The 21,958-nt window shown below is 57.0% G+C and carries 24 protein-coding genes, 1 tRNA gene and 4 pseudogenes; 15 read left to right on the top strand and 14 right to left on the bottom strand.

Annotated features, from left to right (window positions below):
* The first annotated feature begins 8 nt into the window (after window positions 1-8).
* From AO268_RS17300 to cysG, 4 genes are read left to right on the top strand one after another with little or no spacing between them, the layout of a single operon-like run.
* A complete protein-coding gene (locus AO268_RS17300) occupies window positions 9-1,334 on the top strand; it encodes a replication-associated recombination protein A (RefSeq protein ID WP_099169374.1) in 1,326 nt (441 codons plus the stop codon).
* On the top strand, window positions 1,331-1,705 hold the full coding sequence (gene crcB / locus AO268_RS17295) for a fluoride efflux transporter CrcB (protein WP_076963825.1): 375 nt from the start codon (window positions 1,331-1,333) through the stop codon (window positions 1,703-1,705). Before AO268_RS17300 ends, crcB begins: the two co-directional genes overlap by 4 nt.
* Before the next feature lie 16 nt (window positions 1,706-1,721).
* Entirely contained in the window at window positions 1,722-3,002 is a 1,281-nt protein-coding gene (serS, locus tag AO268_RS17290) for a serine--tRNA ligase (protein ID WP_099169373.1), read from the top strand.
* Complete coding sequence (gene cysG / locus AO268_RS17285; RefSeq protein ID WP_099169372.1) at window positions 3,003-4,397, top strand: siroheme synthase CysG; 1,395 nt, start codon at window positions 3,003-3,005, stop codon at window positions 4,395-4,397. It abuts the gene before it with no gap.
* A gap of 82 nt (window positions 4,398-4,479) precedes the next feature.
* On the opposite strand, the gene AO268_RS17280 is transcribed toward cysG, so the two are convergent.
* From AO268_RS17280 to AO268_RS17250, 7 genes are all read right to left on the bottom strand, one after another.
* Complete coding sequence (locus tag AO268_RS17280) at window positions 4,480-5,475, bottom strand: glutathione S-transferase family protein (protein ID WP_099169371.1); 996 nt, start codon at window positions 5,473-5,475, stop codon at window positions 4,480-4,482.
* Window positions 5,476-5,563: 88 nt separating this feature from the next.
* Entirely contained in the window at window positions 5,564-6,565 is a 1,002-nt protein-coding gene (locus AO268_RS17275) for a glycosyl transferase family protein (RefSeq protein WP_076963829.1), read from the bottom strand.
* Window positions 6,562-6,897, bottom strand: coding sequence for a TusE/DsrC/DsvC family sulfur relay protein (locus AO268_RS17270; RefSeq protein ID WP_076963830.1), 336 nt, complete (start codon window positions 6,895-6,897; stop codon window positions 6,562-6,564). Before AO268_RS17270 ends, AO268_RS17275 begins: the two co-directional genes overlap by 4 nt.
* Window positions 6,894-7,187: a sulfurtransferase complex subunit TusB gene (gene tusB, locus AO268_RS17265; protein WP_076963831.1), complete on the bottom strand. Its 294-nt coding sequence runs from the start codon at window positions 7,185-7,187 to the stop codon at window positions 6,894-6,896. Before tusB ends, AO268_RS17270 begins: the two co-directional genes overlap by 4 nt.
* On the bottom strand, window positions 7,187-7,537 hold the full coding sequence (gene tusC / locus AO268_RS17260; protein WP_099169370.1) for a sulfurtransferase complex subunit TusC: 351 nt from the start codon (window positions 7,535-7,537) through the stop codon (window positions 7,187-7,189). The genes tusB and tusC overlap by 1 nt, the downstream gene beginning before the upstream one ends.
* 1 nt (window position 7,538) lies before the next feature.
* Window positions 7,539-7,931, bottom strand: coding sequence for a sulfurtransferase complex subunit TusD (gene tusD / locus AO268_RS17255; protein ID WP_076963833.1), 393 nt, complete (start codon window positions 7,929-7,931; stop codon window positions 7,539-7,541).
* Window positions 7,932-8,018: 87 nt separating this feature from the next.
* Complete coding sequence (locus tag AO268_RS17250; protein ID WP_029293588.1) at window positions 8,019-8,690, bottom strand: Bax inhibitor-1/YccA family protein; 672 nt, start codon at window positions 8,688-8,690, stop codon at window positions 8,019-8,021.
* A gap of 152 nt (window positions 8,691-8,842) precedes the next feature.
* On the opposite strand from AO268_RS17250, the gene AO268_RS17245 reads away from it, so the two are divergent.
* The 7 genes from AO268_RS17245 (at window position 8,843) to AO268_RS17210 (ending at window position 13,813) form a co-directional block, all read left to right on the top strand.
* A tRNA-Ser gene (locus AO268_RS17245) sits at window positions 8,843-8,933 on the top strand.
* A 381-nt stretch (window positions 8,934-9,314) separates the two neighbouring features.
* Entirely contained in the window at window positions 9,315-9,758 is a 444-nt protein-coding gene (locus tag AO268_RS17240; RefSeq protein WP_099169369.1) for an RES family NAD+ phosphorylase, read from the top strand.
* Between the two features lie 750 nt (window positions 9,759-10,508).
* The gene (locus AO268_RS17230; RefSeq protein WP_099169368.1) at window positions 10,509-10,982 is read left to right on the top strand and encodes a hypothetical protein; all 474 of its coding nucleotides are present in this window, start codon (window positions 10,509-10,511) and stop codon (window positions 10,980-10,982) included.
* The gene (locus AO268_RS17225; protein ID WP_141562825.1) at window positions 10,979-11,224 is read left to right on the top strand and encodes a hypothetical protein; all 246 of its coding nucleotides are present in this window, start codon (window positions 10,979-10,981) and stop codon (window positions 11,222-11,224) included. The genes AO268_RS17230 and AO268_RS17225 overlap by 4 nt, the downstream gene beginning before the upstream one ends.
* A gap of 58 nt (window positions 11,225-11,282) precedes the next feature.
* A complete protein-coding gene (locus AO268_RS17220) occupies window positions 11,283-11,651 on the top strand; it encodes a histone-like nucleoid-structuring protein, MvaT/MvaU family (protein WP_099169366.1) in 369 nt (122 codons plus the stop codon).
* A gap of 56 nt (window positions 11,652-11,707) precedes the next feature.
* The gene (locus tag AO268_RS32760) at window positions 11,708-12,535 is read left to right on the top strand and encodes a hypothetical protein (protein WP_176561388.1); all 828 of its coding nucleotides are present in this window, start codon (window positions 11,708-11,710) and stop codon (window positions 12,533-12,535) included.
* 81 nt (window positions 12,536-12,616) lie between these two features.
* Window positions 12,617-13,813: a hypothetical protein gene (locus AO268_RS17210; protein ID WP_141562824.1), complete on the top strand. Its 1,197-nt coding sequence runs from the start codon at window positions 12,617-12,619 to the stop codon at window positions 13,811-13,813.
* 105 nt (window positions 13,814-13,918) lie between these two features.
* Here the strand turns inward: AO268_RS17210 and AO268_RS17205 are convergent, their stop codons facing one another.
* The 3 genes from AO268_RS17205 to AO268_RS17195 form a co-directional block, all read right to left on the bottom strand.
* Window positions 13,919-14,230 (bottom strand): hypothetical protein, encoded by a 312-nt coding sequence (locus AO268_RS17205; protein WP_099169387.1) that lies wholly within the window; start codon window positions 14,228-14,230, stop codon window positions 13,919-13,921.
* A 62-nt stretch (window positions 14,231-14,292) separates the two neighbouring features.
* Window positions 14,293-14,904, bottom strand: coding sequence for a type VI secretion system-associated protein TagO (locus AO268_RS17200; protein WP_176561387.1), 612 nt, complete (start codon window positions 14,902-14,904; stop codon window positions 14,293-14,295).
* Window positions 14,905-15,047: 143 nt separating this feature from the next.
* Window positions 15,048-15,629, bottom strand: coding sequence for a hypothetical protein (locus tag AO268_RS17195; RefSeq protein WP_099169363.1), 582 nt, complete (start codon window positions 15,627-15,629; stop codon window positions 15,048-15,050).
* Window positions 15,630-16,079: 450 nt separating this feature from the next.
* Here AO268_RS17195 and AO268_RS33795 point away from each other — a divergent pair.
* Window positions 16,080-16,226: pseudogene (locus AO268_RS33795) on the top strand (AraC family transcriptional regulator); the annotation flags it as partial.
* 57 nt (window positions 16,227-16,283) lie between these two features.
* Window positions 16,284-16,796 (top strand): AraC family transcriptional regulator, encoded by a 513-nt coding sequence (locus AO268_RS17190; protein WP_373562146.1) that lies wholly within the window; start codon window positions 16,284-16,286, stop codon window positions 16,794-16,796.
* Here AO268_RS17190 and AO268_RS17185 read toward each other — a convergent pair.
* Together AO268_RS17185 and AO268_RS17180 are read right to left on the bottom strand one after the other, a co-directional pair.
* On the bottom strand, window positions 16,787-17,527 hold the full coding sequence (locus tag AO268_RS17185; protein ID WP_099169361.1) for a substrate binding domain-containing protein: 741 nt from the start codon (window positions 17,525-17,527) through the stop codon (window positions 16,787-16,789). The genes AO268_RS17190 and AO268_RS17185 overlap by 10 nt on opposite strands.
* A 27-nt stretch (window positions 17,528-17,554) precedes the next feature.
* On the bottom strand, window positions 17,555-17,731 hold the full coding sequence (locus tag AO268_RS17180; RefSeq protein WP_099169360.1) for a helix-turn-helix domain-containing protein: 177 nt from the start codon (window positions 17,729-17,731) through the stop codon (window positions 17,555-17,557).
* 384 nt (window positions 17,732-18,115) lie between these two features.
* Here AO268_RS17180 and AO268_RS17175 point away from each other — a divergent pair, with 384 nt between their 5' ends.
* The gene (locus AO268_RS17175; protein ID WP_373562144.1) at window positions 18,116-18,565 is read left to right on the top strand and encodes an SOS response-associated peptidase; all 450 of its coding nucleotides are present in this window, start codon (window positions 18,116-18,118) and stop codon (window positions 18,563-18,565) included.
* A gap of 44 nt (window positions 18,566-18,609) precedes the next feature.
* Here AO268_RS17175 and AO268_RS17170 read toward each other — a convergent pair.
* Together AO268_RS17170 and AO268_RS17165 are read right to left on the bottom strand one after the other, a co-directional pair.
* Window positions 18,610-19,797: pseudogene (locus tag AO268_RS17170) on the bottom strand (hypothetical protein).
* A 12-nt stretch (window positions 19,798-19,809) separates the two neighbouring features.
* Window positions 19,810-20,390: pseudogene (locus AO268_RS17165) on the bottom strand (nitrilase-related carbon-nitrogen hydrolase); the annotation flags it as partial.
* 604 nt (window positions 20,391-20,994) lie between these two features.
* Between AO268_RS17165 and AO268_RS17155 the strand changes: the two are divergent.
* Window positions 20,995-21,958, top strand: a pseudogene (locus AO268_RS17155) (IS3 family transposase); the annotation flags it as partial.

Raw genomic sequence — 21,958 nt, 5'->3', positions numbered from 1 at the left:
CGCAGCCCATGGACCTGTTTCGCAGTGACCCGATTGCCCAGCCTTTGGCCGCGCGCCTGCGCTCGACCAACCTGGATGAGTATGTCGGGCAGGAGCACTTGCTGGCTCGCGGCAAGCCCCTGCGCGAAGCCCTGGAGCAGGGTGCCCTGCACTCGATGATCTTTTGGGGGCCGCCGGGGGTGGGCAAGACCACCCTGGCGCGGCTGCTGGCGAAAGTCTCGGATGCACACTTTGAAACGGTCTCGGCGGTATTGGCCGGGGTCAAGGAAATCCGCCAGGCGGTGGAAGTCGCCAAGCAACAGGCCGGGCAGTACGGCCGGCGCACCATCCTGTTTGTGGACGAAGTGCATCGCTTCAACAAGTCGCAGCAGGATGCGTTCCTGCCTTATGTGGAAGACGGCACGCTGATTTTTATTGGCGCCACTACGGAAAACCCCTCGTTTGAACTGAACAACGCCTTGCTCTCGCGGGCGCGGGTGTATGTGCTCAAGAGTCTCGACGAAGCGGCGATGCAGAAGCTGCTGCAGCGGGCGCTGAGCGAAGACAAGGGCCTGGGCAAGCGCCACCTGAGCCTGGGGGATGAGGGTTTCAAGATTTTGCTGGCAGCGGCTGACGGCGATGGCCGGCGGTTTCTCAACCTGTTGGAAAACGCCTCGGACCTGGCCGAAGACAATAGCGAGATTGGCGTCGACCTGCTGCAAAGCCTGCTGGGCGATACCCGACGGCGCTTCGACAAGGGCGGCGAGGCCTTCTACGACCAGATTTCCGCGCTGCACAAATCCGTGCGCGGCTCCAACCCGGACGGCGCACTGTATTGGTTTGCGCGCATGATCGATGGCGGCTGCGACCCGCTGTACCTGGCCCGGCGCGTGGTGCGCATGGCCAGCGAAGACATCGGCAATGCCGACCCGCGGGCCCTGAGCCTATGCCTGGCGGCCTGGGAAGTCCAGGAGCGCCTGGGCAGCCCGGAAGGCGAGTTGGCGGTGGCGCAGGCCATCACCTACCTGGCTTGCGCACCGAAAAGCAATGCGGTGTACATGGGCTTCAAGTCGGCCTTGCGGGCGGCGGCCGAGCACGGCTCGCTGGAGGTCCCGCTGCACCTGCGCAATGCACCGACCAAGCTGATGAAACAACTGGGTTATGGCGACGAATACCGCTATGCCCACGATGAGCCGGATGCCTATGCCGCCGGTGAAGACTACTTTCCCGACGACCTTGCGCCACAGCCGTTCTACCAGCCGGTGCCCCGTGGCCTGGAGCTGAAGATCGGGGAAAAGCTCAATCACCTGGCGCAACTTGACCGCCTGAGTCCCAAACAGCGGAGAAAACCATGATTGCCTTGGTGGCCGCAGTCTCCGTTGGCGGTGTAGCCGGTACGTTATTGCGCTTTGTCACTGGCAATTGGATCAGCGCCAATTGGCCGAAACACTTCTATACCGCGACGCTGGCCGTTAATATCGTGGGCTGCCTGCTGATCGGCGTGTTATACGGCCTGTTTCTGTTACGCCCGGAGGTGCCTGTTGAAGTGCGCGCCGGGTTGATGGTGGGCTTCCTTGGCGGCCTGACCACCTTTTCATCCTTTTCACTGGATACCGTGCGCCTGCTGGAAAGTGGGCAAGTGCCGCTGGCAATAGGCTATGCGGCCATCAGTGTATTCGGCGGGCTGCTTGCCACCTGGGCCGGCCTGTCCTTGACCAAACTTTGATAAACGAGAGACCGACATGCTCGATTCCAAACTGTTACGTAGCAACCTTCAGGACGTAGCGGACCGCCTGGCATCCCGTGGCTTTGCCTTGGATGTTGCGCGCATCGAAGCGCTGGAAGAACAGCGCAAGACCGTCCAGACCCGCACCGAAGCACTGCAGGCTGAACGCAATGCGCGCTCCAAATCCATCGGTCAGGCCAAGCAGCGTGGCGAAGACATCGCGCCGTTGATGGCGGACGTCGAGCGCATGGGCAGCGAGCTGTCCGACGGTAAAGTTGAGCTGGACAAGATTCAGTCCGAGCTGGATTCGATCCTGCTGGGCATTCCCAACCTGCCGCACGAGTCGGTGCCGGTCGGTGAAGATGAAGACGGCAACGTCGAAGTGCGCCGCTGGGGCACGCCAAAAACCTTTGATTTCGAGATCAAGGACCACGTCGCCCTGGGCGAATTGACCGGCGGCCTGGATTTTGAAACCGCCGCCAAAATGTCCGGTGCGCGCTTTGCCTTGCTGCGCGGCCCGATCGCGCGCATGCATCGGGCCCTGGCGCAGTTCATGCTCAACCTGCACACCGGCGAGCACGGTTACGAAGAGGCTTACACCCCGTACCTGGTGCAGGCCCCGGCGCTGATGGGCACCAGCCAGCTGCCGAAGTTCGAGGAAGACCTGTTCAAGATCAGCCGCGATGGCGAAGCCGATCTGTACCTGATCCCGACCGCCGAAGTGTCGCTGACCAACATCGTGGCCGGCGAGATCCTCGACGCCAAGCAGTTGCCGATCAAGTTTGTCGCCCACAGCCCGTGCTTTCGCAGTGAGGCCGGTGCCTCAGGCCGTGACACCCGTGGCATGATCCGCCAGCACCAGTTCGACAAGGTCGAGATGGTGCAGGTGGTCGAGCCCTCGACCTCCATGGCGGCCCTGGAAGGCCTGACGGCCAACGCCGAGCGCGTCCTGCAACTGCTGGAGCTGCCGTACCGCGTATTGGCGCTGTGCACTGGCGACATGGGGTTCAGTGCGGTGAAGACCTATGACCTGGAAGTGTGGGTGCCGAGCCAGGACAAATACCGCGAGATCTCCTCGTGCTCCAACTGCGGTGATTTCCAGGCCCGGCGCATGCAGGCGCGTTTCCGCAACCCGGAAACCGGCAAGCCGGAATTGGTCCACACCCTCAACGGCTCGGGCCTGGCCGTAGGCCGTACCCTGGTCGCGGTGCTGGAAAACTACCAGCAGGCCGACGGTTCGATCCGCGTACCTGAAGTGCTCAAGCCGTACATGGCGGGCGTTGAGGTCATCGGCTAAATGGAATTTCTGCCACTGTTCCATAACCTGCGCGGTAGCCGTGTGTTGGTCGTCGGTGGCGGGGAGATTGCCTTGCGCAAATCCCGGCTGCTGGCCGATGCCGGCGCGTTGTTGCGGGTAGTTGCTCCCCTGATTGAAGACCCGTTGCGTGAACTGGTACAGGGCAGTGGCGGTGAACTGATTGTGCGTGGTTACCAGGCGGCAGACCTTGATGGCTGCACCCTGGTCATCGCGGCAACCGACGACGAGCCGCTGAATGCGCAAGTATCCAGCGAGGCCCGGCGCCGGTGTGTGCCGGTCAATGTGGTGGACGCGCCGGCCTTGTGCAGCGTGATCTTCCCGGCGATTGTCGACCGCTCGCCCTTGGTGATTGCGGTGTCCAGTGGCGGCGATGCGCCGGTGCTGGCACGCTTGATCCGTGCCAAGCTGGAAACCTGGATTCCGTCCACCTATGGCCAATTGGCCGGGCTGGCCGCGCGCTTTCGGGCGCAGGTCAAAGGTTTGTATCCTGATGTGCAGCAACGTCGGGCCTTCTGGGAAGAGGTTTTCCAGGGGCCGATTGCCGATCGGCAACTGGCCGGGCAGGGCGATGAAGCCGAGCGTTTGCTGGTGGCGAAAGTCAACGGCAAGCCGCCCCACGCGCCGGGTGAAGTGTATCTGGTGGGCGCAGGCCCCGGTGACCCGGACCTCCTGACCTTCCGCGCCCTGCGTTTGATGCAGCAAGCCGATGTGGTGCTGTATGACCGCCTGGTGGCGCCCGCGATTCTTGAACTGTGCCGGCGCGATGCCGAGCGCGTGTATGTCGGCAAGCGCCGCGCCGATCACGCCGTGCCGCAAGAGCAGATCAACCAGCAACTGGTGAACCTGGCCAGGCAGGGCAAGCGGGTGCTGCGCCTCAAGGGCGGCGACCCGTTTATTTTTGGGCGTGGCGGCGAAGAAATCGAGGAACTGGCGGCCCATGGCATCCCGTTCCAGGTGGTGCCGGGGATTACCGCGGCCAGTGGTTGTGCGGCTTACGCTGGCATCCCCCTGACCCATCGCGATTATGCGCAATCAGTACGCTTTATCACCGGGCACCTGAAAGACGGCACCTCGGATCTGCCCTGGAATGACCTGGTGGGACCGTCGCAGACCCTGGTGTTCTACATGGGCTTGATCGGCTTGCCGATTATCTGCGAACAATTGATCCGCCATGGTCGTGCGGCGGACACTCCGGCTGCGCTGATCCAGCAGGGCACTACATCCAACCAGCGTGTGTTTACCGGCACCCTGGCTGACCTGCCGCGCCTGGTGGCGAAGCATGAAGTGCATGCGCCGACGCTGGTGATCGTAGGAGAAGTGGTGGTGTTGCGTGAGAAGCTGAAGTGGTTCGAGGGCGCCCAGTCCCAGGTCTAACCTGTTCGCCCGGCTACACAGGTCAACTGTGGGAGCCGGGCTTGCCCGCGATGGGGTCAGTGCATTCAACGCAAGACTTGAATCAGCGCCAGATCCCTTTACCGCTCAGTCTGTCTCGATCATGTTCGCGGGCAAACGCCTGAAACGGCCCCTTCGGCACAATCCCTGTAGGATTGATCGTGCGGTGGCTGGCATAGTAATGCCCCTTGATATGGGCAAAATCCACAGTCTCGGCCACGCCCGGCCATTGATACAGCTCTCGTAGCCAATTCGACAGATTCGGATAGTCCGCAATCCGCCGTAGGTTGCATTTGAAGTGGCTGTAATACACCGCGTCAAACCGGATCAGGGTAGTGAACAAACGTACATCGGCTTCGGTCAGGTATTCGCCCGCCAGGTAGCGATGCTCGCTCAGGTGCTGTTCCAGGTGATCCAGTTCGGCAAATACCTCATCAAAGGCACTGTCGTACGCCTGCTGTGAAGTGGCAAAACCTGCGCGATACACGCCATTGTTCACGGCGGGATAGATCCGCCCGTTCAGCGCGTCGATGGTCGGGCGCAGCGCCTCAGGGTAGAAGTCCAGGGTGTTGCCGGTCAGCCCGTTGAACGCGCTGTTGAACATGCGGATGATCTCCGCCGATTCATTGCTGACGATGCGGTTCAGCTTCTTGTCCCACAGCACCGGCACCGTAACGCGCCCGGTGTAGTTGGCGGTGTCGGCGGTGTAGCGCTGGTGCATGTAGGTAAAGTCGTCGAGCTTGTCACCAGTAGCGCCATGGGCCTTGTCGAAGGTCCAGCCATTTTCCAGCATCAACCAACTGACCACCGACACGTCGATCAGGCTTTCCAGGCCTTTGAGCTTGCGCAGGATCAGGGTCCGGTGCGCCCACGGGCAGGCGAGGGAGACATACAAGTGGTAGCGGCCGGCTTCGGCCTTGAAGCCGCCATCTCCACTCGGGCCAGGTTGGCCATCGGCCGTGACCCAGTTACGGCGTTGCGCCTGCTCCCGTTGGAAGGTGCCATCTGCGCTACTTTCGTACCACTGGTCATGCCAGCGTCCTTCAATCAACAAACCCATGACTGACTCCTTGGCGATTAAGCGTTGGCATGCAGTTTAATCGTCTGGATCCGAAGAAATAGCGCAAAGGCTCGGGGTTAATGATCGATTAAATCGATTTATCCCGCGCGTCCCAATACTGTTGGGCCAGGGCGAAGGCCTGTTCCCGTGGATGCCCCAGGCCGCGCAGGGCCAGGGCCATGGTGGCGATCAGCGCCAGTTGCGGGTAGCTGTCTTGCACCGTGCCGCGCCACAGGGCCTTCAAATGCTCAGGGTCGAGGCTGGCCGGCTTGACGTGGCGCTGGGCGGAGAGGGCCGGCCACTCCTCATCCCAGCTTGCGCCGCCGGTAGTGCCGTACAAGTGGCTGGTGGTGTCGGGATTGATCTCGATCTCGCCGCCATCGCCCTTGATCACAAGGGTGTTGTCACCCAGCAAGCCACTGGCATCGCGGTGTACCCCCTGGTAGCCGGGGTGGAAGATGCTTTGCAGGCCGCAACGTGCACCCAGCGGGTTGAGGATGCGCGCCAGGGAATGGATCGGCGAGCGCAGGCCGAGGATGTTGCGCAGGTCAATCATGCGTTGCAACTGCGGGGCCCAGTCACCCAGTGGCATAAATGCCAGGTTGCCTTGCGCCAGGGCGGTCTCGACCTGCTGCCAGTTGCGGCACAGTGGAATTTGCAGCTCGCCCAGCAATTGTTCGGTGTACAACCGACCGGCCGTGTGCGCGCCGCCGCCGTGCATGAAAATCCGCACGCCGTTCTGCGCCAGGCACTTGGCGGCCAGCAGGTACCACGGCAGGTGGCGTTTTTTCCCGGCATAGGTCGGCCAATCGACATCGACTTGCAATGAGGGCGGGTTGAGGCGCGCGCGCAGGGCCTCGGTGAAACCGGCGAGTTCCTCCGGGCTTTCTTCCTTATGGCGCAGCAGCATCAGGAACGCGCCGAGCTGGGAGTCCTCGACCTTGTCGTCGAGCAGCATGCCCATGGCTTCCCGGGCTTCTTCGCGCGTCAGGCTGCGGGCGCCGCGCTTGCCTTTGCCGAGGATCCGTACAAACGGCGCAAAGGGGTGTTCGGCGGGAGTTTCGGTGGTCAGCGGGGCAAAGTCGGTCATAAGCAGTTCGTCGGCCTGGGCAGGCCCGCCAGCTTGGCGGCAAGTTTGGCGGGAGTGCCTTTGAACAGTCGGTTGAGGTGCAGGCTGTTTCCCTTTTCCGGGCCCAGCTTCAGGGCGGTGTATTTGATCAGCGGGCGGGTGGCCGGGGACAACTGGAATTCCTGGTAAAAACCCCTGAGCAGCTCAAGGATTTCCCAGTGTTCGTCGGTCAGTTCCAGCGCTTCGGCGCTGGCCAGGGCGTCGGCCACCTCGGTCGACCAGGCATTCAGGTCAACCAGGTAGCCGTCCTTGTCCAGCTCAAGGGTGCGCGCGCCTACGGTCAGGGTGTTCATAGCCAGGTGTTGACCTTGTCGTGTTCGATCGACAACTGCACAAAACCTGGGTAGTCGACACGTTGAGCCCACTCCGGCAACGCCAGGCCACGGGCCTGGGCATCCTCAGCTAGCACGAAGACATTCAGGGCCTTGGCGTGCAAGGCCTGGAAGGGGGCGCTGCCGGCTTGCAGGGCATAGGTTGCATCGCCGCACAACAGGATCGCATCCTGCGCGCCACACAGGCGTAGGCAACTGCCCAGGCGGCTGTCGGTAAACGGGGAGTGGGACAACATATGCAAGGTCGACATCAGAGGGTCATCACCTGATCGTAACGGTCAATCATCTGGGAAATCTGGGCGCTGCTCAGTGGCTGTGCACTATCAGGGGCGGTCAACCCGCGCTCGGCCAGGCTGTGGCTGCAGGCGAACACATCATCGATGCCAAACAGCGAGAGTGCCTGCAGGTTGGCCGTCAGGTCCTTTTGCTGCACGGCCTTGGCATCCTGCGCAGTGGCCAGTTGAAATACCCCGTCATCGAGAAACAGCAGCCCAATCGGCAAGTCGAATGCGCCACCGGCCAGCACCACATCCAGCGCTTCCCGCGCACTGGGCCCGGACCACGGCGCCTGACGGCTGATTACCAACAAGGATCTGGACATTTTATGGCCCTCCAAAGCAGATCAGGCGGTCGGCGTCCTGGATGGCATCGTGCAATTGCCCAAGGCCCGACAGCGCCCACGGCGCATCCAGATTCACCGCACTGCGCTGGTAGCGCACGGCTTCCTCGGCATTCAGCACCCCGCGCCGTAACGCCGCCGCGATACAGACTACGCCATCAAGCTGATGCTCGCTGACGAAGGCGCGCCATTGTTGGGCGATATCCGGCTCATCCTGGGGCGTGACCACCGAGTTGGCGGCGCTGTAGACGCCATCCTGATAGAAAAACAGCCGCACAATCTCATGCCCGCCGGCCAGCGCCGCCTGGGCAAACTGCAGGGCGCGGCGCGAGGAGGGCGCATGGGCGGCGGAAAAAAGCGCAATCGCGAACTTCATGGAACACTCTGTCGGCAAACCTTGGCCAATGATAAAGCCGCAGGCAACAAAAAGCCCGCCGAAGCGGGCTTTTTGATCAGGCTGGGATCAGTCGTCGCGGCTCATGATGCCGAAGATCTGCAACAGGCTGACAAACAGGTTGTAGATCGATACATACAGGCTGATGGTCGCCATGATGTAGTTGCGCTCGCCGCCATGAATGATGGCGCTGGTCTGGAACAGAATGCAGACCGAGGAAAACAGCACGAAACCGGCGCTGATCGCCAATTGCAGGCCGCTGATCTGGAAGAACATGCTCGCCAGCACCGCCGCCAGCAACACGAAGAAGCCAGCCGTGATGAAACCGCCGAGGAAGCTCATGTCCTTGCGGGTGATCAGCACATAGGCCGACAGGCCACCAAACACCAGGGCCGTCATGGCAAACGCCGAGCTGACCACTTCCGCGCCGCCCTGCATGCCCAGGTAACGGTTAAGGATAGGGCCCAGCAGGAACCCCATGAAACCGGTCAGGGCAAACGCCGACACCAGGCCCCAGGCCGAGTCGCGCAGCTTGTTGGTGAGGAAAAACAGGCCGTAGAAGCCGATCAATACCACGAAAATATTCGGGTAGCCGACACGCATCTGCTGCGCCACATACGCCATCACGCCGCTAAATGCGAGGGTGAGGGCGAGCAGGCCGTATGTATTGCGCAGGACGCGGCTAACCTCTAGCTGCTCAGCCTGCACGTTGCTATTAACTGCGTAATCCTGTTCGCGCATGGCGACACTCCTTCAGTTTTGAAACGTTCAGTCGCAAAGATCATAACAGACGCTCTGTAACAAGCTATGCAGAGAGTTTGACAGTGTGTTTCATTCGGGTATTATGGCGCCCGCTGAGGCAGGATAGGCTAGTATAATCCTGTGTTGCACAAGGGAAATTGGCAGAGTGGTTGAATGCACCGGTCTTGAAAACCGGCGAACGTTAATAGCGTTCCCAGGGTTCGAATCCCTGGTTTCCCGCCAAACATGAAAGAGAAATCCCGCGAGCCAGAGGCTTTGCGGGATTTTTTTTGCCTGCGGTTTGGATTTTTACCCCCGTCTGTGCCCCCGTTTGTGACGGGATTTGCAGGGCCCGTGAGGGCCGGTATGGCGGCGGGGGTGTGAGCAAAAGTGACAGGCCGGCAGCAATGCACGGTTCAGCGAGGCCGAATCCGAGCGGGTGGTGCGTGACACGTGTGTATGCGGAGGCGGTCGAACTGTTTTGCGGTCATGAGCGAGCGGCGATGTTGTGGCCGACTACCTGCCTGACCAGCCGGCGATCTCGCCGTTGCACCTGCCGGTGATGGACTCGGGTACCCGCCTGATCGAGTCCCATATCCGCCGCACCACCCACGACATCTTCTGATGCAGCTGTGGCGCATTTCAGCCTTCCAGGGGTTGAGTGGGTTGGGTGGGCATCACACCGATGGCCGTTGGCACACCTTGCCACGCTCGGTGATCTATACGGCTGAGCATCCTGCGTTGGCCATGGTTGAGGTATTGGCGCATATGCGCCTGAGCCTGGCGAACATCCCATCGACACTGCAGTTGATCCGCATTGAGGTGGCTCCAGGCGTGCTGATTGGATCGACGCCAGCGTTGCGGCTCGGTTGGCAGGCCAATGAGCCGACCTCGCAGTCGGTGGGCAATCGTAGGTTGGATGCGGGGGCGGAGCTTCTATTGCCAGTACCGTCAGCGTTGATTCCGTATGCGACCAATTATTTGATCAACGCGCCCCACTCTCAGGCGCAAACGCATCTGGTCGAGAGCATTGAGCTGTTTTGGTTTGATAAGCGCTGCCTACGTTAAGGCAGACAGTAGGGTAGGATGAATTCACACTCATCGACCTTTTTTGGGGCTAAGGGCTAAGCCTTCTAATTACTTCGTCCTTGCCATGTATTCCAGTGACTTAGCCCAACTTTCGCCGGTTGGGCTTTTTCATGCAGGCGAATAGTCCTAACGGTGTGCATGTTTGCCGTTCGCTTGGCGTGCCAATTAAAGCTGGCGGGGATAGTCGATGAAAGTTTGATACTGGTAATAATTGGCGAGTTAACCAGATCCAGAGTCGTGCATGTTGCAATGCAAGGTGAAACGCTCACAGGGGGAAACCGGTGCAGTTCGGGGCACTGCCGCATCTCATCACACCTTACTTATTGACGCAGAGCTTCTATGCACTGCACCGCGATGCTGCCCTAGGTGTGGATGGCATGTCGTGGCGAGAGTATGAGGAAGGTATTCTCCAGCGGCTGAACGATTTGCACGGGAGATTTCACAATGTTGTTTCAGGCTCTTGACTCCCTCGACATCCTGCAGCTGCACTCTCGTAATTTTTAGGAATATGTACTTAGGCGCCCAACAGAATGACTATTTGTGGTGGACATCGACCGTTAGCAAGAGGCGCGCTGGTCAGACGTGATCCTGACTTTTATCAACATCACCTATGGAAGTGACGACTCACTGCGGAATGAGTTCAGCCCTACCGACAATGAGGACAGGCTCTCAGTTGAGCTAGCCTGATGATCTGTGGCCTACTGCCAGCTGGTAGGCCACAGGACAGCTATGATTCCAGACGCATTCACTCATGACGATCAGCCGGTCTACGCAGGCGACTACACCACAGCACAGTGGGACGCCCTGAAGGCCCAGAGCCTTGAAAACCCATTTGCATTCAAAATGGGGTGTTGCTCGTCCCGTGCGGTTCTCAAGACCAGCATCAACGGCCTGCCGTTCTTCGCTCACTACTCAGACGAATGCGCTACCGCACCTGAGACCAAATGGCACATCGCCGGTAAAGACATGATTATCGGCGCGCTCAACCTCTACGGCGTGAATCCATGCATGGAATTGCCAGGTGGTACGGGAAAGGATCGCTGGAAGGCTGACGTGTATTTCGAGGTGGGTGACCGCAAGATTGCCATCGAACCCCAACGGTCGTACCAGCACCTCGGGATTTCGTTCGTCGTCAGGAGCGGTACGAGCGTTATGGCGTCGAGTGTTACTGGCTGGTCAGGGATGAGGTGGCTAAGCCTTTGAGTAAGTCGATTATGCGCAAACGCTGGATTGAAGAATTCAATAGGATGATGCCTCCGGACGGTTTCTTTGTGACTCTACCGACGTTCTTCTTCGGCATCCTGAACCCCGAGGCTAATGTTCATGGGAATGTCCATTCGCCCAGGCTGTCCACGAGCCACTTCGAATTGCTGGCCGCAATCTTCAACAACGATCTCCGCTGGAACGGTAAGCACTGGTCTATCACGCCGGATGCAGCTGTGTAACCTGTATTCCGCCAGGCCTTATCCCTATACTCGCGGCACTAAACATCTGTGGTATTACATGTCCCGTCTTGCTGAATTCCGTCAACTCGAAAAACACCTGGCTGAGCAACTTGCCGCTCTTGAAGCCATGAAAGGCGACGTAGGCCTGAAGAAAGAGGTCGAGTTCGAAACCAAGCTTCGCGCTCTGCTCGGCGAGTACGGCTACAGCTTGCGCAACGTGATTGCAATCCTTGATCCACAAGCCTCGCGTCGTGCTCCTGCAGCCACCGAATCCAAGGCAGGCACCCGCAAGCCACGCCAGGTGAAAATCTACAAGAACCCACACTCGGGCGAAGTCGTTGAGACCAAAGGCGGCAACCACAAGATCCTGAAAGAGTGGAAAGCAGAGTACGGCAGCGCTGAAGTTGAGTCCTGGTTGGCTCAGTAAGACTGTTTGAGTACAAACGGAGGGCCCTGCGGGGCCCTTTTTGGTGAGGATATGGAATGTTTAAATTTCTGAAGGATCGATTTGAGCGGAGGCTTTTTTTCTGGGCAACCGTGGCCTTGGTCTGCCTATGCGTAGTCAAAATTAAGTTTATGGCCAGCGACTACATGCTAATTAATTGGCCGAATGTTGTGATGTTATTCCAGTCGAAGGCTTTCGAAGATATTGTTGGCGATTTGCTAACAGGCTTGATTGCGGCGTATTTCTTCTATGTAGTAATCGACATCATCCCACGGATGAGGAAGGAAGAGCAGAACTTGGAGGTCTTGAATCGCCTCGTCGCCTCCGTGGTTGACTCTTACGCGAAAGCTCACTTCTTCGGTCACACCATGGCTATCACCCAGGTAGACCTCACGCTGCTCGCGCTGGATAGCATCGACGAGATGATCGCTGAGGTGAAGAAGGAGCCTGACTTCTTGAAGCTGAAGTGCGCGCTTTTCACGGCCCACTCCAGACACTCCGACTTCTCAGCAACCTTGACCATTGCTTCTTCGATCAGCTCAGAACGTGCACTCCAGTGGCTGGTGCTGACTGACAAGGTTCGCCTGCTCGTCGACAACTATGGTGAAGATCCAGAAAGCGAGGAATACGGCCCAGCTCATGTCTTCGGCAGCGGACGATCCCTGATCGATGACACTGCCGTCGATTTCCTGCACTACGAGTCAGCACTGGATGGGTACAGGGGTAGTCTTCAGATCGGCGTCCTGGAGTACCTGGAGCAGACCAGAAACTGGATCAGCCCTGTATCGGCTAACGATCCTTCAAACGCGCCGACCGACCTCAAAGACCAGAACACCGAGACGGCACCCGGAGCAGCCGCTGGCTGATCAGGGCGTGCCAGCAGTATGATGTCAGTTTGAGTGCAAATGGGCCCTGCGGGGCCCTTTCTTATAGCGCGTGAGGAAGGTATGCCGGACAGGATTTCCCCAGAAAAGCAGCAGCGGATTGATTTTGAGAGTCAATTCATAAAATTTGAAATGATCGATCTTCTTTCGAAAACTATTTTGGATGAGCTGGAGTGTTGGGCGAATGAAAACATCTTCAAACCATTAGGTGGGAATCTGACAGTCCAGCGTCCTTTGAATGAGTCTGTCAATGCCTGCGCTATAGCCAATCCCAAAAGGCCCGTAGAAGCCGTCATTAAAATAAATATGGGCATGATTCGGGAGATATACCGGGATTCTTTTGTTTTTCCTCCTTTCTCTGAGCAGTTTGTCAAGGACTCTTCAAATGTAGCTGGCCTTAATGCACAGTTTAGGAACTTGGGTTTTACATTTGGGTCGGGGCTTCCAGTAATCCCTAGAAACAAAAGAAATGCGTTTTACTTTTCGTTCGAAGAAATTTATGTCGGGAGAAATGAGCGATTTACAGAAGACGCAACTGCGTGCCGGTGCATGTATTTCGAGGTCGCACTAGCATGGGTGTTTTTTCATGAGCTAAGTCACCTGGTTCAATGTCACTATAAGCTTAAAAGTCAATTGTCAGCGGGCACTGATTTTATTGAATTTTATGAGTTGAACTCATCTGGCTCAAACTCGGAAGAGAACTCAAAGGAGCAGTCGAGAGAAATACTTGCCGACATGGAAGGCATTGATCTCACGTTGAAATATATGATCCGAAAGGATATTTTCAGCGCCGGGGCGCTTTACATATTTATGTGCGCCCTTGGATGTCTGTATAATCGATTTTACAATGGTTACCCCGAAAGAATTGATATCGGACAAGGTTCGCATCCGCATCCTATAATTCGTCATGAGTTTTCGGTAGCGTTTATTGCAAATGCCATAAGTCAAAAGCTGATTGAGATGGGATACGCCAAAGATAAAGAGAACGTTGGTATTGCCATCGTATATCTTAGCGTCCGAGCTAATCTTTTGTCAGGAATCTACTGGGGATGGCGCTATGAGGATAAGGAAAAGGGAGCGCTTACCTCCTTTATGAAATACTCAACCAGTCATGACCACGAGTCGCGCAGGGCATGTTGCTTAGCTTTGGAGGTGGAAATGAATATGCAGTTGGTCACGGTTGCTTCTAATCACTTGATGCGCGATAACTTTCTTGCTTCTCTATCGCAGATGAAATCTTTTTTTGACCAAAGCGACTAACAGAAATTTTGAGGCTTGCACTCTTCTTGACGACGTAGAGTGCAGTGCCCTTTTTTATTCACTCAGAGCCTTCAGCGTTTGGTATTGATCAAAGTCTCGATCATCTTAATGATCGAAGCGTTTGCCGTTTGTCGAGAGAAGGTACAGCCAATCCGAATAGGGTAGCCGTGCAATGATTTTGGATTTCTCGACGACGCCTGCCATTGTCATTCCCCGGCAGAGCAAACTCACTCCACCCTGCATCCGGTCGCACATAGCATCGGGGCTATCGACAAAATTCATTTTATTCAAACGGAGGATTATCACCGTACGACCTTCAGGGACTACTCCTATAGGAGGGACAATGAATAATGTGAATTGAGTGTAAATGGCTATCGCAACGGCCAGCAGTAGACTAATAGCTATCAGCTTTTTCATGGCCACATCCGTCATACATTCCAATGATGATTGTTTCGGACCGATCTAGTTGCTGAACTAGATCACCACTTGCACGCAGTGCGAATTTCTTTCATTGCTTCACCAGCACCTGAAATATCAAATGTAGCGGTAATAGGGTTTTCACTGTAGGGCGTCACATTCGCTACAAAAGTGTCTGCACCAATCATCGCTTTGAGTGAAGCCACTGGCGATCCAGGGAAAAATGAGGATTTGTGATCGGTAGAGACTACCCACGACGATTTCACCGCTTTAGCTCTGCCGATCCGATGAGTGACAGATATGCTTTCGGTACCCAAAAATGAAGCCCAATTTATGTAGAAGTCAGTCTGCCCCTTGGAGCAGCGTACTACCAAGTCGATCCCATCCCCGAAGCGCCCTCGTCCAGAGCTAGCGTCGAGAATCGCTATGTAAATAGACTTGTCGGTAAGCGGATCTGTAGACGTGCTCGTCGACCACTGCCCCTTGCCAGCGCTGGTCGTCGCTACGGTCTTCGGTGCGAGATTATTCGTACTGGCAATTTCATCGTAACAAGCGAGACGCTCAACGGAGCCGCTCATCGATGCACACAATGCCACTTGCTTATCTTCGATTGCAGCGCTAGCTACAAGCGGAGCCAGTAAAAGCATTACCGTTGTGATTCCATTCTTTTTCATTTCACGACCTTGTGATGGCAAATGGGAATCATAGCAGCGGATATTGGCCAGGCACATACTAATCCGAGCTTTTCTGAGTGTTTTAAATTGGTGAGCTGATTCTGTTTAGCTCGCGTACGTTGCACACGGTCACGCCAAATGGGCTAGGCTGTTGCGGGGATCAGTCCGAGCTTCTGCACCCCAAGGAGGACCAGGTAAACGCAAGTGAATAGCCCTATGTAGAACAGAGCGCTAAAAATGCGGATTTTGAGCCGGCTTATAACCTGCATGGGTTGTGTCTCCACGTACTGGGCAACGCATTGGTCGCTTCGAACCGTGGCGAGGTCAGGCAGCGCTCCATTCACCGACAGAATATGGATGCTCAAGCTTTCTTTCGGAGAGAGGCTGTCGAACACGATGGCGTAGCGGTTATCAGGCATCACGTGTTCGGTGTGATGCCGCAATGGCCAGATGTTACAGATCGGCTTCCAATTGAAAACAATTTCGACCTTTGTCGACGTTTCACGACCAGCGTTGTGCACGATGAATGATCTTGTGTTCGCGGTTTGCACCTCACGAACTAGTTCACCCTCCGGATTAAACAGTGGTTGCTGCACCAAAAAATTATGGCTGTGTGACTGAGAGTATTGAAGCCGGGCCTTTCCCTTGAAGCGATCTAGCAACCAAGGAACCGCAGCCACAATCACCGCGAAGATCTCTTTGCCATACGTTTCAAGAAGGCTCATGCGCAAGTACCTGTTGAGTAATGGCCTTATCATAGCATTCAGCTAAGTGCGGATACTTGCACTGACTTGATCCCGCATTTGGACGCTTGAGTTGAAAGCGGCGCTGGCCGAGGGCATGCACAGTGGGCAGCCGCAACTTGCCGAAGATGTCTTTGATGCGATCGATCGCAGGTGCGTGAGCTGGCCAAGTCGAGAGGTTAGTGGTCGTGAGGGTGCAGATTCCGACGCGTGCAGTGCAGGATCCGCAGGAGATCGGCTTTTAAATTGGGGGGCCACGGGTCATGAATCCCATCGCGCAACCAGTCAAGTGTGATATGAGAAGACTAACAATCACGTAGGGTTCAATGCACATCCATCAACCGCTGCAAGGCGGCATCACGGATCGAAAGTATCTCAAATAGTCCCAGTGCACGCAGAGCCGGCAAACTGTCGATCAGGTCGTGCTCGGCAGTGATCCGCAGGGACCTTGAGCGGCGTGTTACCGAGCGCCACTGTCATGCGCGGGGTCAGTTGCTTGGGGCAACTCAAGGCTTGCTTTCGGTCGATGCCAGCATCAGTCAGTGGGTGGTACCCACGACCCATGCGGTGTGGATACCACCCAATATCCCCCACGGGGTGCGCTCGCATGGGCCTTTCGCGGGGTGGAACGTTTACGTGAGTGAGGTGGTGTGCATCGATTTACCCGAAACGCCGTGCATCCTTGCGGTGTCCGGGCTTCTGCGAGAAGCTGTGGCGCGTGCCGCTGAATGGGCAGTGGAACCGTTTAATGACGCGCAGTCACGTTTGGCAGGTGTGCTGCTTGATGAGATACGGACCCTGCCTCGGGTAGTCTTGGGTTTGCCGATGCCTCAGGACGCCCGGTTGCGCAAGATTGCCCAGGCACTCTCGGATCACCCTGATGACCCGCGTGGGCTGCAGGCGTGGGCGGCCTGGGCGGGTCTGGCACCACGCACGCTGACACGGCGCTTTGTCGTGGAGACCGGCTTTAGCTTTACCGAGTGGCGCCAGCGGGTACGACTGTTGCGAGCCCTGGAGATGCTGGCAGCGGATATGTCAGTTACCCGCGTGGCCCTGGAACTGGGATATGAAAACGTCAGCGCTTTTATTGCACTGTTTCGTCGCACGTTCGGTGTCACGCCTGGCCGCTACTTTGCAAACTACCGTTGAGGCTGTACGTGTTCTTCCCGAGCAAAATCATCAATTGCCATATTCCAGAGCGCAGGGTTGCCCAGGCGCACCTTTAGCAACTCGACCAAGGCGTTGATTTTGTTTGAGCCTCGTTTCGAGGGTTTGAATATCACTGAAATCATACTGTCGGTGGGGGCGTGGGCGGGCAACACCGTCACCAGTTCCCTGGCGACAATGGCATCGGCCACCAAAAAGGTTGGCAGGATGGCCAGCCCCAGGCCGGCCCTGGCCGCATCCAGCAGTTGGAAGCCGCTGTCGCTGCTCAGTCGTGAGAGGATAGTGAAGCGGTGGAGTTCACCGTCCACCGGCAGGCTCCAGAAACGTTGGTGTTGGCCCAGGCTGTAAAACAGTCCGTTATGTGTGTTCAGTTCGCTGGGGTGGTGCGGCACACCGTGTGTGGCGAGGTAGGCAGGGCTTGCGCAGATGACATGCCGATTGGGCACCAGGGGTTTGGCAACCACGGCGCCATCTGGAATTCGTCCCGCACGAATGATCAAATCGAAGCGCTCATCCAGCGGGTTGACGAAGTCATCACTGGCCCGAATATCCAGGCGCAAGTCAGGGGGCGCTGCGGCGAACTCGGTCAGAATCGGTGAAAGGTAGCGCAGCCCCAATACCATTGGCGTGGCGATGCGCAGGTTGCCGCTGAAGTCTGAGTAGGTGGATTGCAGAAGATCCTCCGCGCTGGCGACATCGTCGAGGATGCCCACGCAGTGTTCGTAAAAACGCTGCCCAGCCTAATTGACCTGCAACTGGCGGTCGCGACTGAATAACGCCACTTTCAGGCGTGCCTCCAGCGCGGTCAGCCGCGCACTGCCCACCGATTTGCTGGTGCACAACGTGCGTGCGGCAGTGGCGAGGCTGCCTGCGTCGACCACCGCCACGAACGTGCTCATTTCCACCAGTTTGTTCAAACGCCTGATTCCTTGCTAATGGGCGCGTTGCTTCAGTCTATGCCAGCAGCCTTGGCGCGATCTGCTCTTTTAGGGTTCGTAAAACACGAACGATGCATCGATTTTTTCTGCCTGTGCCAGTTGCTCGCGCACGCCTAGATTGGCCTCGACTATCCCCGGCACGGCCGGAGAAGCGAGGTAATGTGATGAAAAAACCAACCGATTTGATCAACCCCGGTCGCAGAAAATTGCTTGGCCAGACATTGGCGTTGTCCGCTGCGAGCCTGGTGGCAGGTGGGCTGGGACTCGGTTCCGAGGCCCTATGCCGGTCCATCATCCGGCAAAGGTCAGAGCGATACCGAGTTTGATGTGATTGTCGTGGGGGTTGGATCGGCGGGCGCTGTTATGGCTGCGCGCTTGAGCGAAAACGGCCGGCGTACTTACAACGCGCGCTCGGAGACAGCGGCGGAAAAACCGTCGTTCCGCAATGCCTGGCGGCGTGCGCAACACTGCATTATTCCCGCGCAAGCGATTTATGAACCGGACTGGCGTTCGGGCAAAGCGGTGGCGACGCGGATTACGCGGCGTGATCACGAGCCGATGGGGATTGCCGGATTGTGGGAGTGTTGGACCGATCCGGCGGGCGAGGAGGTGTTCAGCTATTCGATGCTGACGGTCAATACCAGCAATAACGAATTGATGCGCAATTTTCATCGGCCTGAGGATGAGAAGCGCATGGTGGTGATTTTGCCCAAAGGCTTGTACGGCGATTGGTTGAGAGCGTCGGCGGCGGAGAGTATGGAGTTTATGCGGCAGTACCCGGCAGAACGTTTGGCTGCGGCAGCGGGGGACTGAGGCACCAGGCGAGTATTCAGTAGAAACTCGCCTGGTACAGCGAGCTAAAGCGTCAGCAATGCGCCAATCACCGGCACGATCAACGCTGTACTGATGGCCATCGACAGCACATTGCCAATATACGAATGCATGTACCTCGGTAACCGCCCGGCAATTGCAACGGCAAGCGGTGGGGCAATCAGCGCGCCCAGTATGGCGCTGATGACGATGGGGCTGCCACCATGGACCAATATCGCCGCCGGTACTACTGACACCAACGGCACATAGGTTGGATACCACCCGCGTTTTAGCCATGGCTGTCGCCATAACAGAATGCCAAGCAATGAGGTCAACGCTTGACCCATAACTAACTGTGGTAGCCAGCCTGATCCATAAGCGGGACTCAGCGGATTCAACACATAGGCCAGCAACATCCCAGCAAGCAACCCCAAGCTCGCCCACTCGTTGCCGAAAAATGGGGCTTCGGAAAAGTCCGCCAAGACCCGACGTATTGTCCAGCGAACTCCGTAGTTCGGTGGCTTAGCGGGGGGAGGGGAGGTGCAACAATGCTCTCAGGGGAGCGGGTCACCAACTCCGGAAATGTTCGACATATTAAAAACGCCACCATGCATTCCCAATGCCATCCCCAGCACATTGCCAATCACCACCGGCAACCCCAGCGGAATGCACAGGTAATTTACAAACAACAGGCAACTCGGCGTCACCAGAACCGCACCAAGCACGGCCCCATTCAGCGTGACCTTCCACCCCCCACCAAACAGCAACACCATCGCCGCCGGCAACGACACAAATGCAGCAAACGTGGGCTGCCAAGACTCGGCGGTCACCGTCCAGCCCCACAGCGCATTACTCAGCAATAGCCCCAGTAATGAACTGGTCACCAGCCAGGGCCACAGCCCCGTCCCATAAGCAATGCTCAACCCCTGCCAGCCCTGGGCATAACGACTGGTCCAGTAGCCGAACGCGGCGCCTAGCAGCAAACCAATGGAGGCAAACTCGTGTTTGTAAAACGCCACTTCATTGATATCGCCCACCACCCACCGCAGCCAAGAAATGGGCGAGGGCAGGCTGCTCACCATATCGTTGTAGCCGGGCCAGTAAGCTGTTGCAGAGGTTGAATACACAACCGAGAGGCCGGCGATCAGCCCGACCGTAGCGACTGTCACTGCAGCCAAAATCACCAGATAACGAGCAGCCGAGCCCTGCGACGGATTTGCCGAAATAGAGTCCATGATCGGCCCCCATCAGCGCGGCAGGCACGGGTGCTGGCAATAGCCGTGCATGCCGTCATACAGATCCACGCGATGATCGCGTTGCAAGTCGTTCAGGTCATTCCAGATTGGTGCACTGCGTGCGCTGCATAGGTCGATATCGGCGTACAAAATCGCCTGTTCATTGGGCGACGCGACCTTGCCGATGGGCCAGCCGTTGGTGCCGGCAATCAGCGAACAACCGAGGTAACGCCCGCCATGCTCCTCCCCGATCCGATTGGCCGCAGCGATGAACACATTGTTGACGTGGGCAGCGGTCATGGTCAGGTACGAGGCCATGCATTTTCCGGCTTCGTCGAACAGCGGCGGCGGGGTCCATACCCAGTTGTTCAGGCTGCAAATAATATCGGCGCCTTGCTGGGTCAGGATGCGCGGGACTTCGGGAAACCAGATGTCCCAGCAGATCAGCAAGCCGATGCGGCCTATGGGTGTTTCAAACACCGGGAAGCCCAGGTTGCCGGGCGTAAACCAGAGTTTTCCTTATTCCACAGATGGGCCTTGCGGTACTTGCCGATCAGTCCAGCTGGACCCATCAGTACGGCGGTGTTGAAAACGTTGGAACTGAAGGCAGCCTTGGCCGAAGGTATGCAAAACGAACAGTCGCGACCTGCTGATGAAGTCTTTGATGAGATCGAGGTGCATGTTCGCGAGCTGGCTAAGTCTAGAGGCTGATGGTGGTGCAATTGTACCTTTCGCCGCGTGCTGCTCGTGACTTGCAAGAGATCGCGCTCTATATCGCACGGGACAATCCTCAACGAACCCTTAGCTTTAAAAGTCGTGAAGTTGAACTCGCCAACAATTGGTACTAATGGCCCCTTGATTAACTACGTACCAAGCTTAGCTCATTGAGGTCTTTGAAAACCTGAATGAGGGATTCAGCATTTCAGGTGATGGGCTGCTACTTCTATAAGGGACCTGTCGTCCTGCAGGACTTATTTTGGTAAATATCATTAGGTATGGCTTATGAAAAACTTCAGTATGGTTTTGGCTATTTTTCTCTTGGCTTTATCGGGCTGCGCCTCTGATCATGAGACACCAACCACCGGTAATCCAGGTCCATCTCCATTTGCATGTCAGGGCGAGCCTCAATGTACTGTAGTGGTCTAATGAAACCGGACACCCATTTAGGCGAGAATGCTCGCCAGATCGAGGTGTCAGATGACCAAACAACGCCGCTCCTTTCCTCCTGAATTCAAGCGCGAGGCTGCCGACCTTGTGCTCAAACAAAACTACAGCTACATCGAAGCCAGCCGTTCACTCGGCATTGGTGAATCGGCATTGCGCCGCTGGGTTGACCAGATTCAGAAAGAACATAAAGGCGTCACCCCGCAGAGCAAGGCACTGACTCCGGAACAGCAAAAAATTCAGGAGCTGGAAGCCCGGATTGCTCGGCTTGAGCGAGAGAAATCAATACTAAAAAAGGCTACCGCGCTCTTGATGTCGGAAGATCACGAGCGTTCGCGCTGATTGACCAGTTGAGCGCCCATGAGCCGGTTGATTGGCTGTGCAAGGTGTTTGACGTCACTCGCTCGTGTTACTACGCCCAGCGCCTGCGGCGCCGCACGCCCGATGCTGAACGGCTTCGATTGCGTAGTCGCGTCAGTGAGCTGTTCTCGCAAAGTCGCAGCTCTGCGGGCAGTCGCAGCATCCTGTNGCACGCCCGATGCTGAACGGCTTCGATTGCGTAGTCGCGTCAGTGAGCTGTTCTCGCAAAGTCGCAGCTCTGCGGGCAGTCGCAGCATCCTGTAGCTGATGCGTGAAGACGGTGAGCAACTCGGTCGATTCAAAGTGCGTAGCTTGATGCGCGAGCTTGATTTAGTCAGCAAACAACCCGGCTCCCATGCCTACAAACGAGCAACAGTAGAAAGACTGGATATCCCGAACACATTGAACCGTGAGTTCGACGTGCCAGCGCCCAATCAAGTCTGGTGCGGCGATATCACCTACATTTGGGCGCAAGGAAAGTGGCATTACCTGGCTGTCGTCCTGGATCTTTGTACGCGTCGGATCGTGGGCTGGGCGCTGTCGGAAAAGCCAGACGCTGAGCTGGTGATCAAAGCGCTGGATATGGCTTACGAGCAGCGTGGCAGGCCTTCGGATCTGCTATTCCACTCGGACCAGG

It is taken from the genome of Pseudomonas sp. ICMP 8385 (assembly GCF_002699915.1).
Classification (GTDB): Bacteria; Pseudomonadota; Gammaproteobacteria; order Pseudomonadales; family Pseudomonadaceae; genus Aquipseudomonas; species Aquipseudomonas gessardii.
Note: the sequence above shows the minus strand (reverse complement) of the source record. Positions and strands in the feature narration are given on the sequence as shown.

Excerpts from the sequence above, each read along its gene's own strand:
- AO268_RS17205 (WP_099169387.1), bottom strand. The coding sequence starts at position 14,230 with ATGAAAAAGCTGATAGCTATTAGTCTACTGCTGGCCGTTGCGATAGCC.
- serS (WP_099169373.1), top strand. The coding sequence starts at position 1,722 with ATGCTCGATTCCAAACTGTTACGTAGCAACCTTCAGGACGTAGCGGAC.
- cysG (WP_099169372.1), top strand. The coding sequence starts at position 3,003 with ATGGAATTTCTGCCACTGTTCCATAACCTGCGCGGTAGCCGTGTGTTG.
- AO268_RS17195 (WP_099169363.1), bottom strand. The coding sequence starts at position 15,629 with ATGAGCCTTCTTGAAACGTATGGCAAAGAGATCTTCGCGGTGATTGTG.
- tusB (WP_076963831.1), bottom strand. The coding sequence starts at position 7,187 with ATGTCGACCTTGCATATGTTGTCCCACTCCCCGTTTACCGACAGCCGC.
- AO268_RS17175 (WP_373562144.1), top strand. The coding sequence starts at position 18,116 with ATGGCTGCGCGCTTGAGCGAAAACGGCCGGCGTACTTACAACGCGCGC.
- AO268_RS17275 (WP_076963829.1), bottom strand. The coding sequence starts at position 6,565 with ATGACCGACTTTGCCCCGCTGACCACCGAAACTCCCGCCGAACACCCC.
- AO268_RS32760 (WP_176561388.1), top strand. The coding sequence starts at position 11,708 with ATGTTTAAATTTCTGAAGGATCGATTTGAGCGGAGGCTTTTTTTCTGG.
- AO268_RS17280 (WP_099169371.1), bottom strand. The coding sequence starts at position 5,475 with ATGGGTTTGTTGATTGAAGGACGCTGGCATGACCAGTGGTACGAAAGT.
- AO268_RS17270 (WP_076963830.1), bottom strand. The coding sequence starts at position 6,897 with ATGAACACCCTGACCGTAGGCGCGCGCACCCTTGAGCTGGACAAGGAC.
- AO268_RS17220 (WP_099169366.1), top strand. The coding sequence starts at position 11,283 with ATGTCCCGTCTTGCTGAATTCCGTCAACTCGAAAAACACCTGGCTGAG.
- tusC (WP_099169370.1), bottom strand. The coding sequence starts at position 7,537 with ATGTCCAGATCCTTGTTGGTAATCAGCCGTCAGGCGCCGTGGTCCGGG.
- AO268_RS17200 (WP_176561387.1), bottom strand. The coding sequence starts at position 14,904 with ATGAAAAAGAATGGAATCACAACGGTAATGCTTTTACTGGCTCCGCTT.
- AO268_RS17250 (WP_029293588.1), bottom strand. The coding sequence starts at position 8,690 with ATGCGCGAACAGGATTACGCAGTTAATAGCAACGTGCAGGCTGAGCAG.
- crcB (WP_076963825.1), top strand. The coding sequence starts at position 1,331 with ATGATTGCCTTGGTGGCCGCAGTCTCCGTTGGCGGTGTAGCCGGTACG.
- tusD (WP_076963833.1), bottom strand. The coding sequence starts at position 7,931 with ATGAAGTTCGCGATTGCGCTTTTTTCCGCCGCCCATGCGCCCTCCTCG.
- AO268_RS17210 (WP_141562824.1), top strand. The coding sequence starts at position 12,617 with ATGCCGGACAGGATTTCCCCAGAAAAGCAGCAGCGGATTGATTTTGAG.
- AO268_RS17230 (WP_099169368.1), top strand. The coding sequence starts at position 10,509 with ATGATTCCAGACGCATTCACTCATGACGATCAGCCGGTCTACGCAGGC.
- AO268_RS17240 (WP_099169369.1), top strand. The coding sequence starts at position 9,315 with ATGCAGCTGTGGCGCATTTCAGCCTTCCAGGGGTTGAGTGGGTTGGGT.
- AO268_RS17300 (WP_099169374.1), top strand. The coding sequence starts at position 9 with ATGGACCTGTTTCGCAGTGACCCGATTGCCCAGCCTTTGGCCGCGCGC.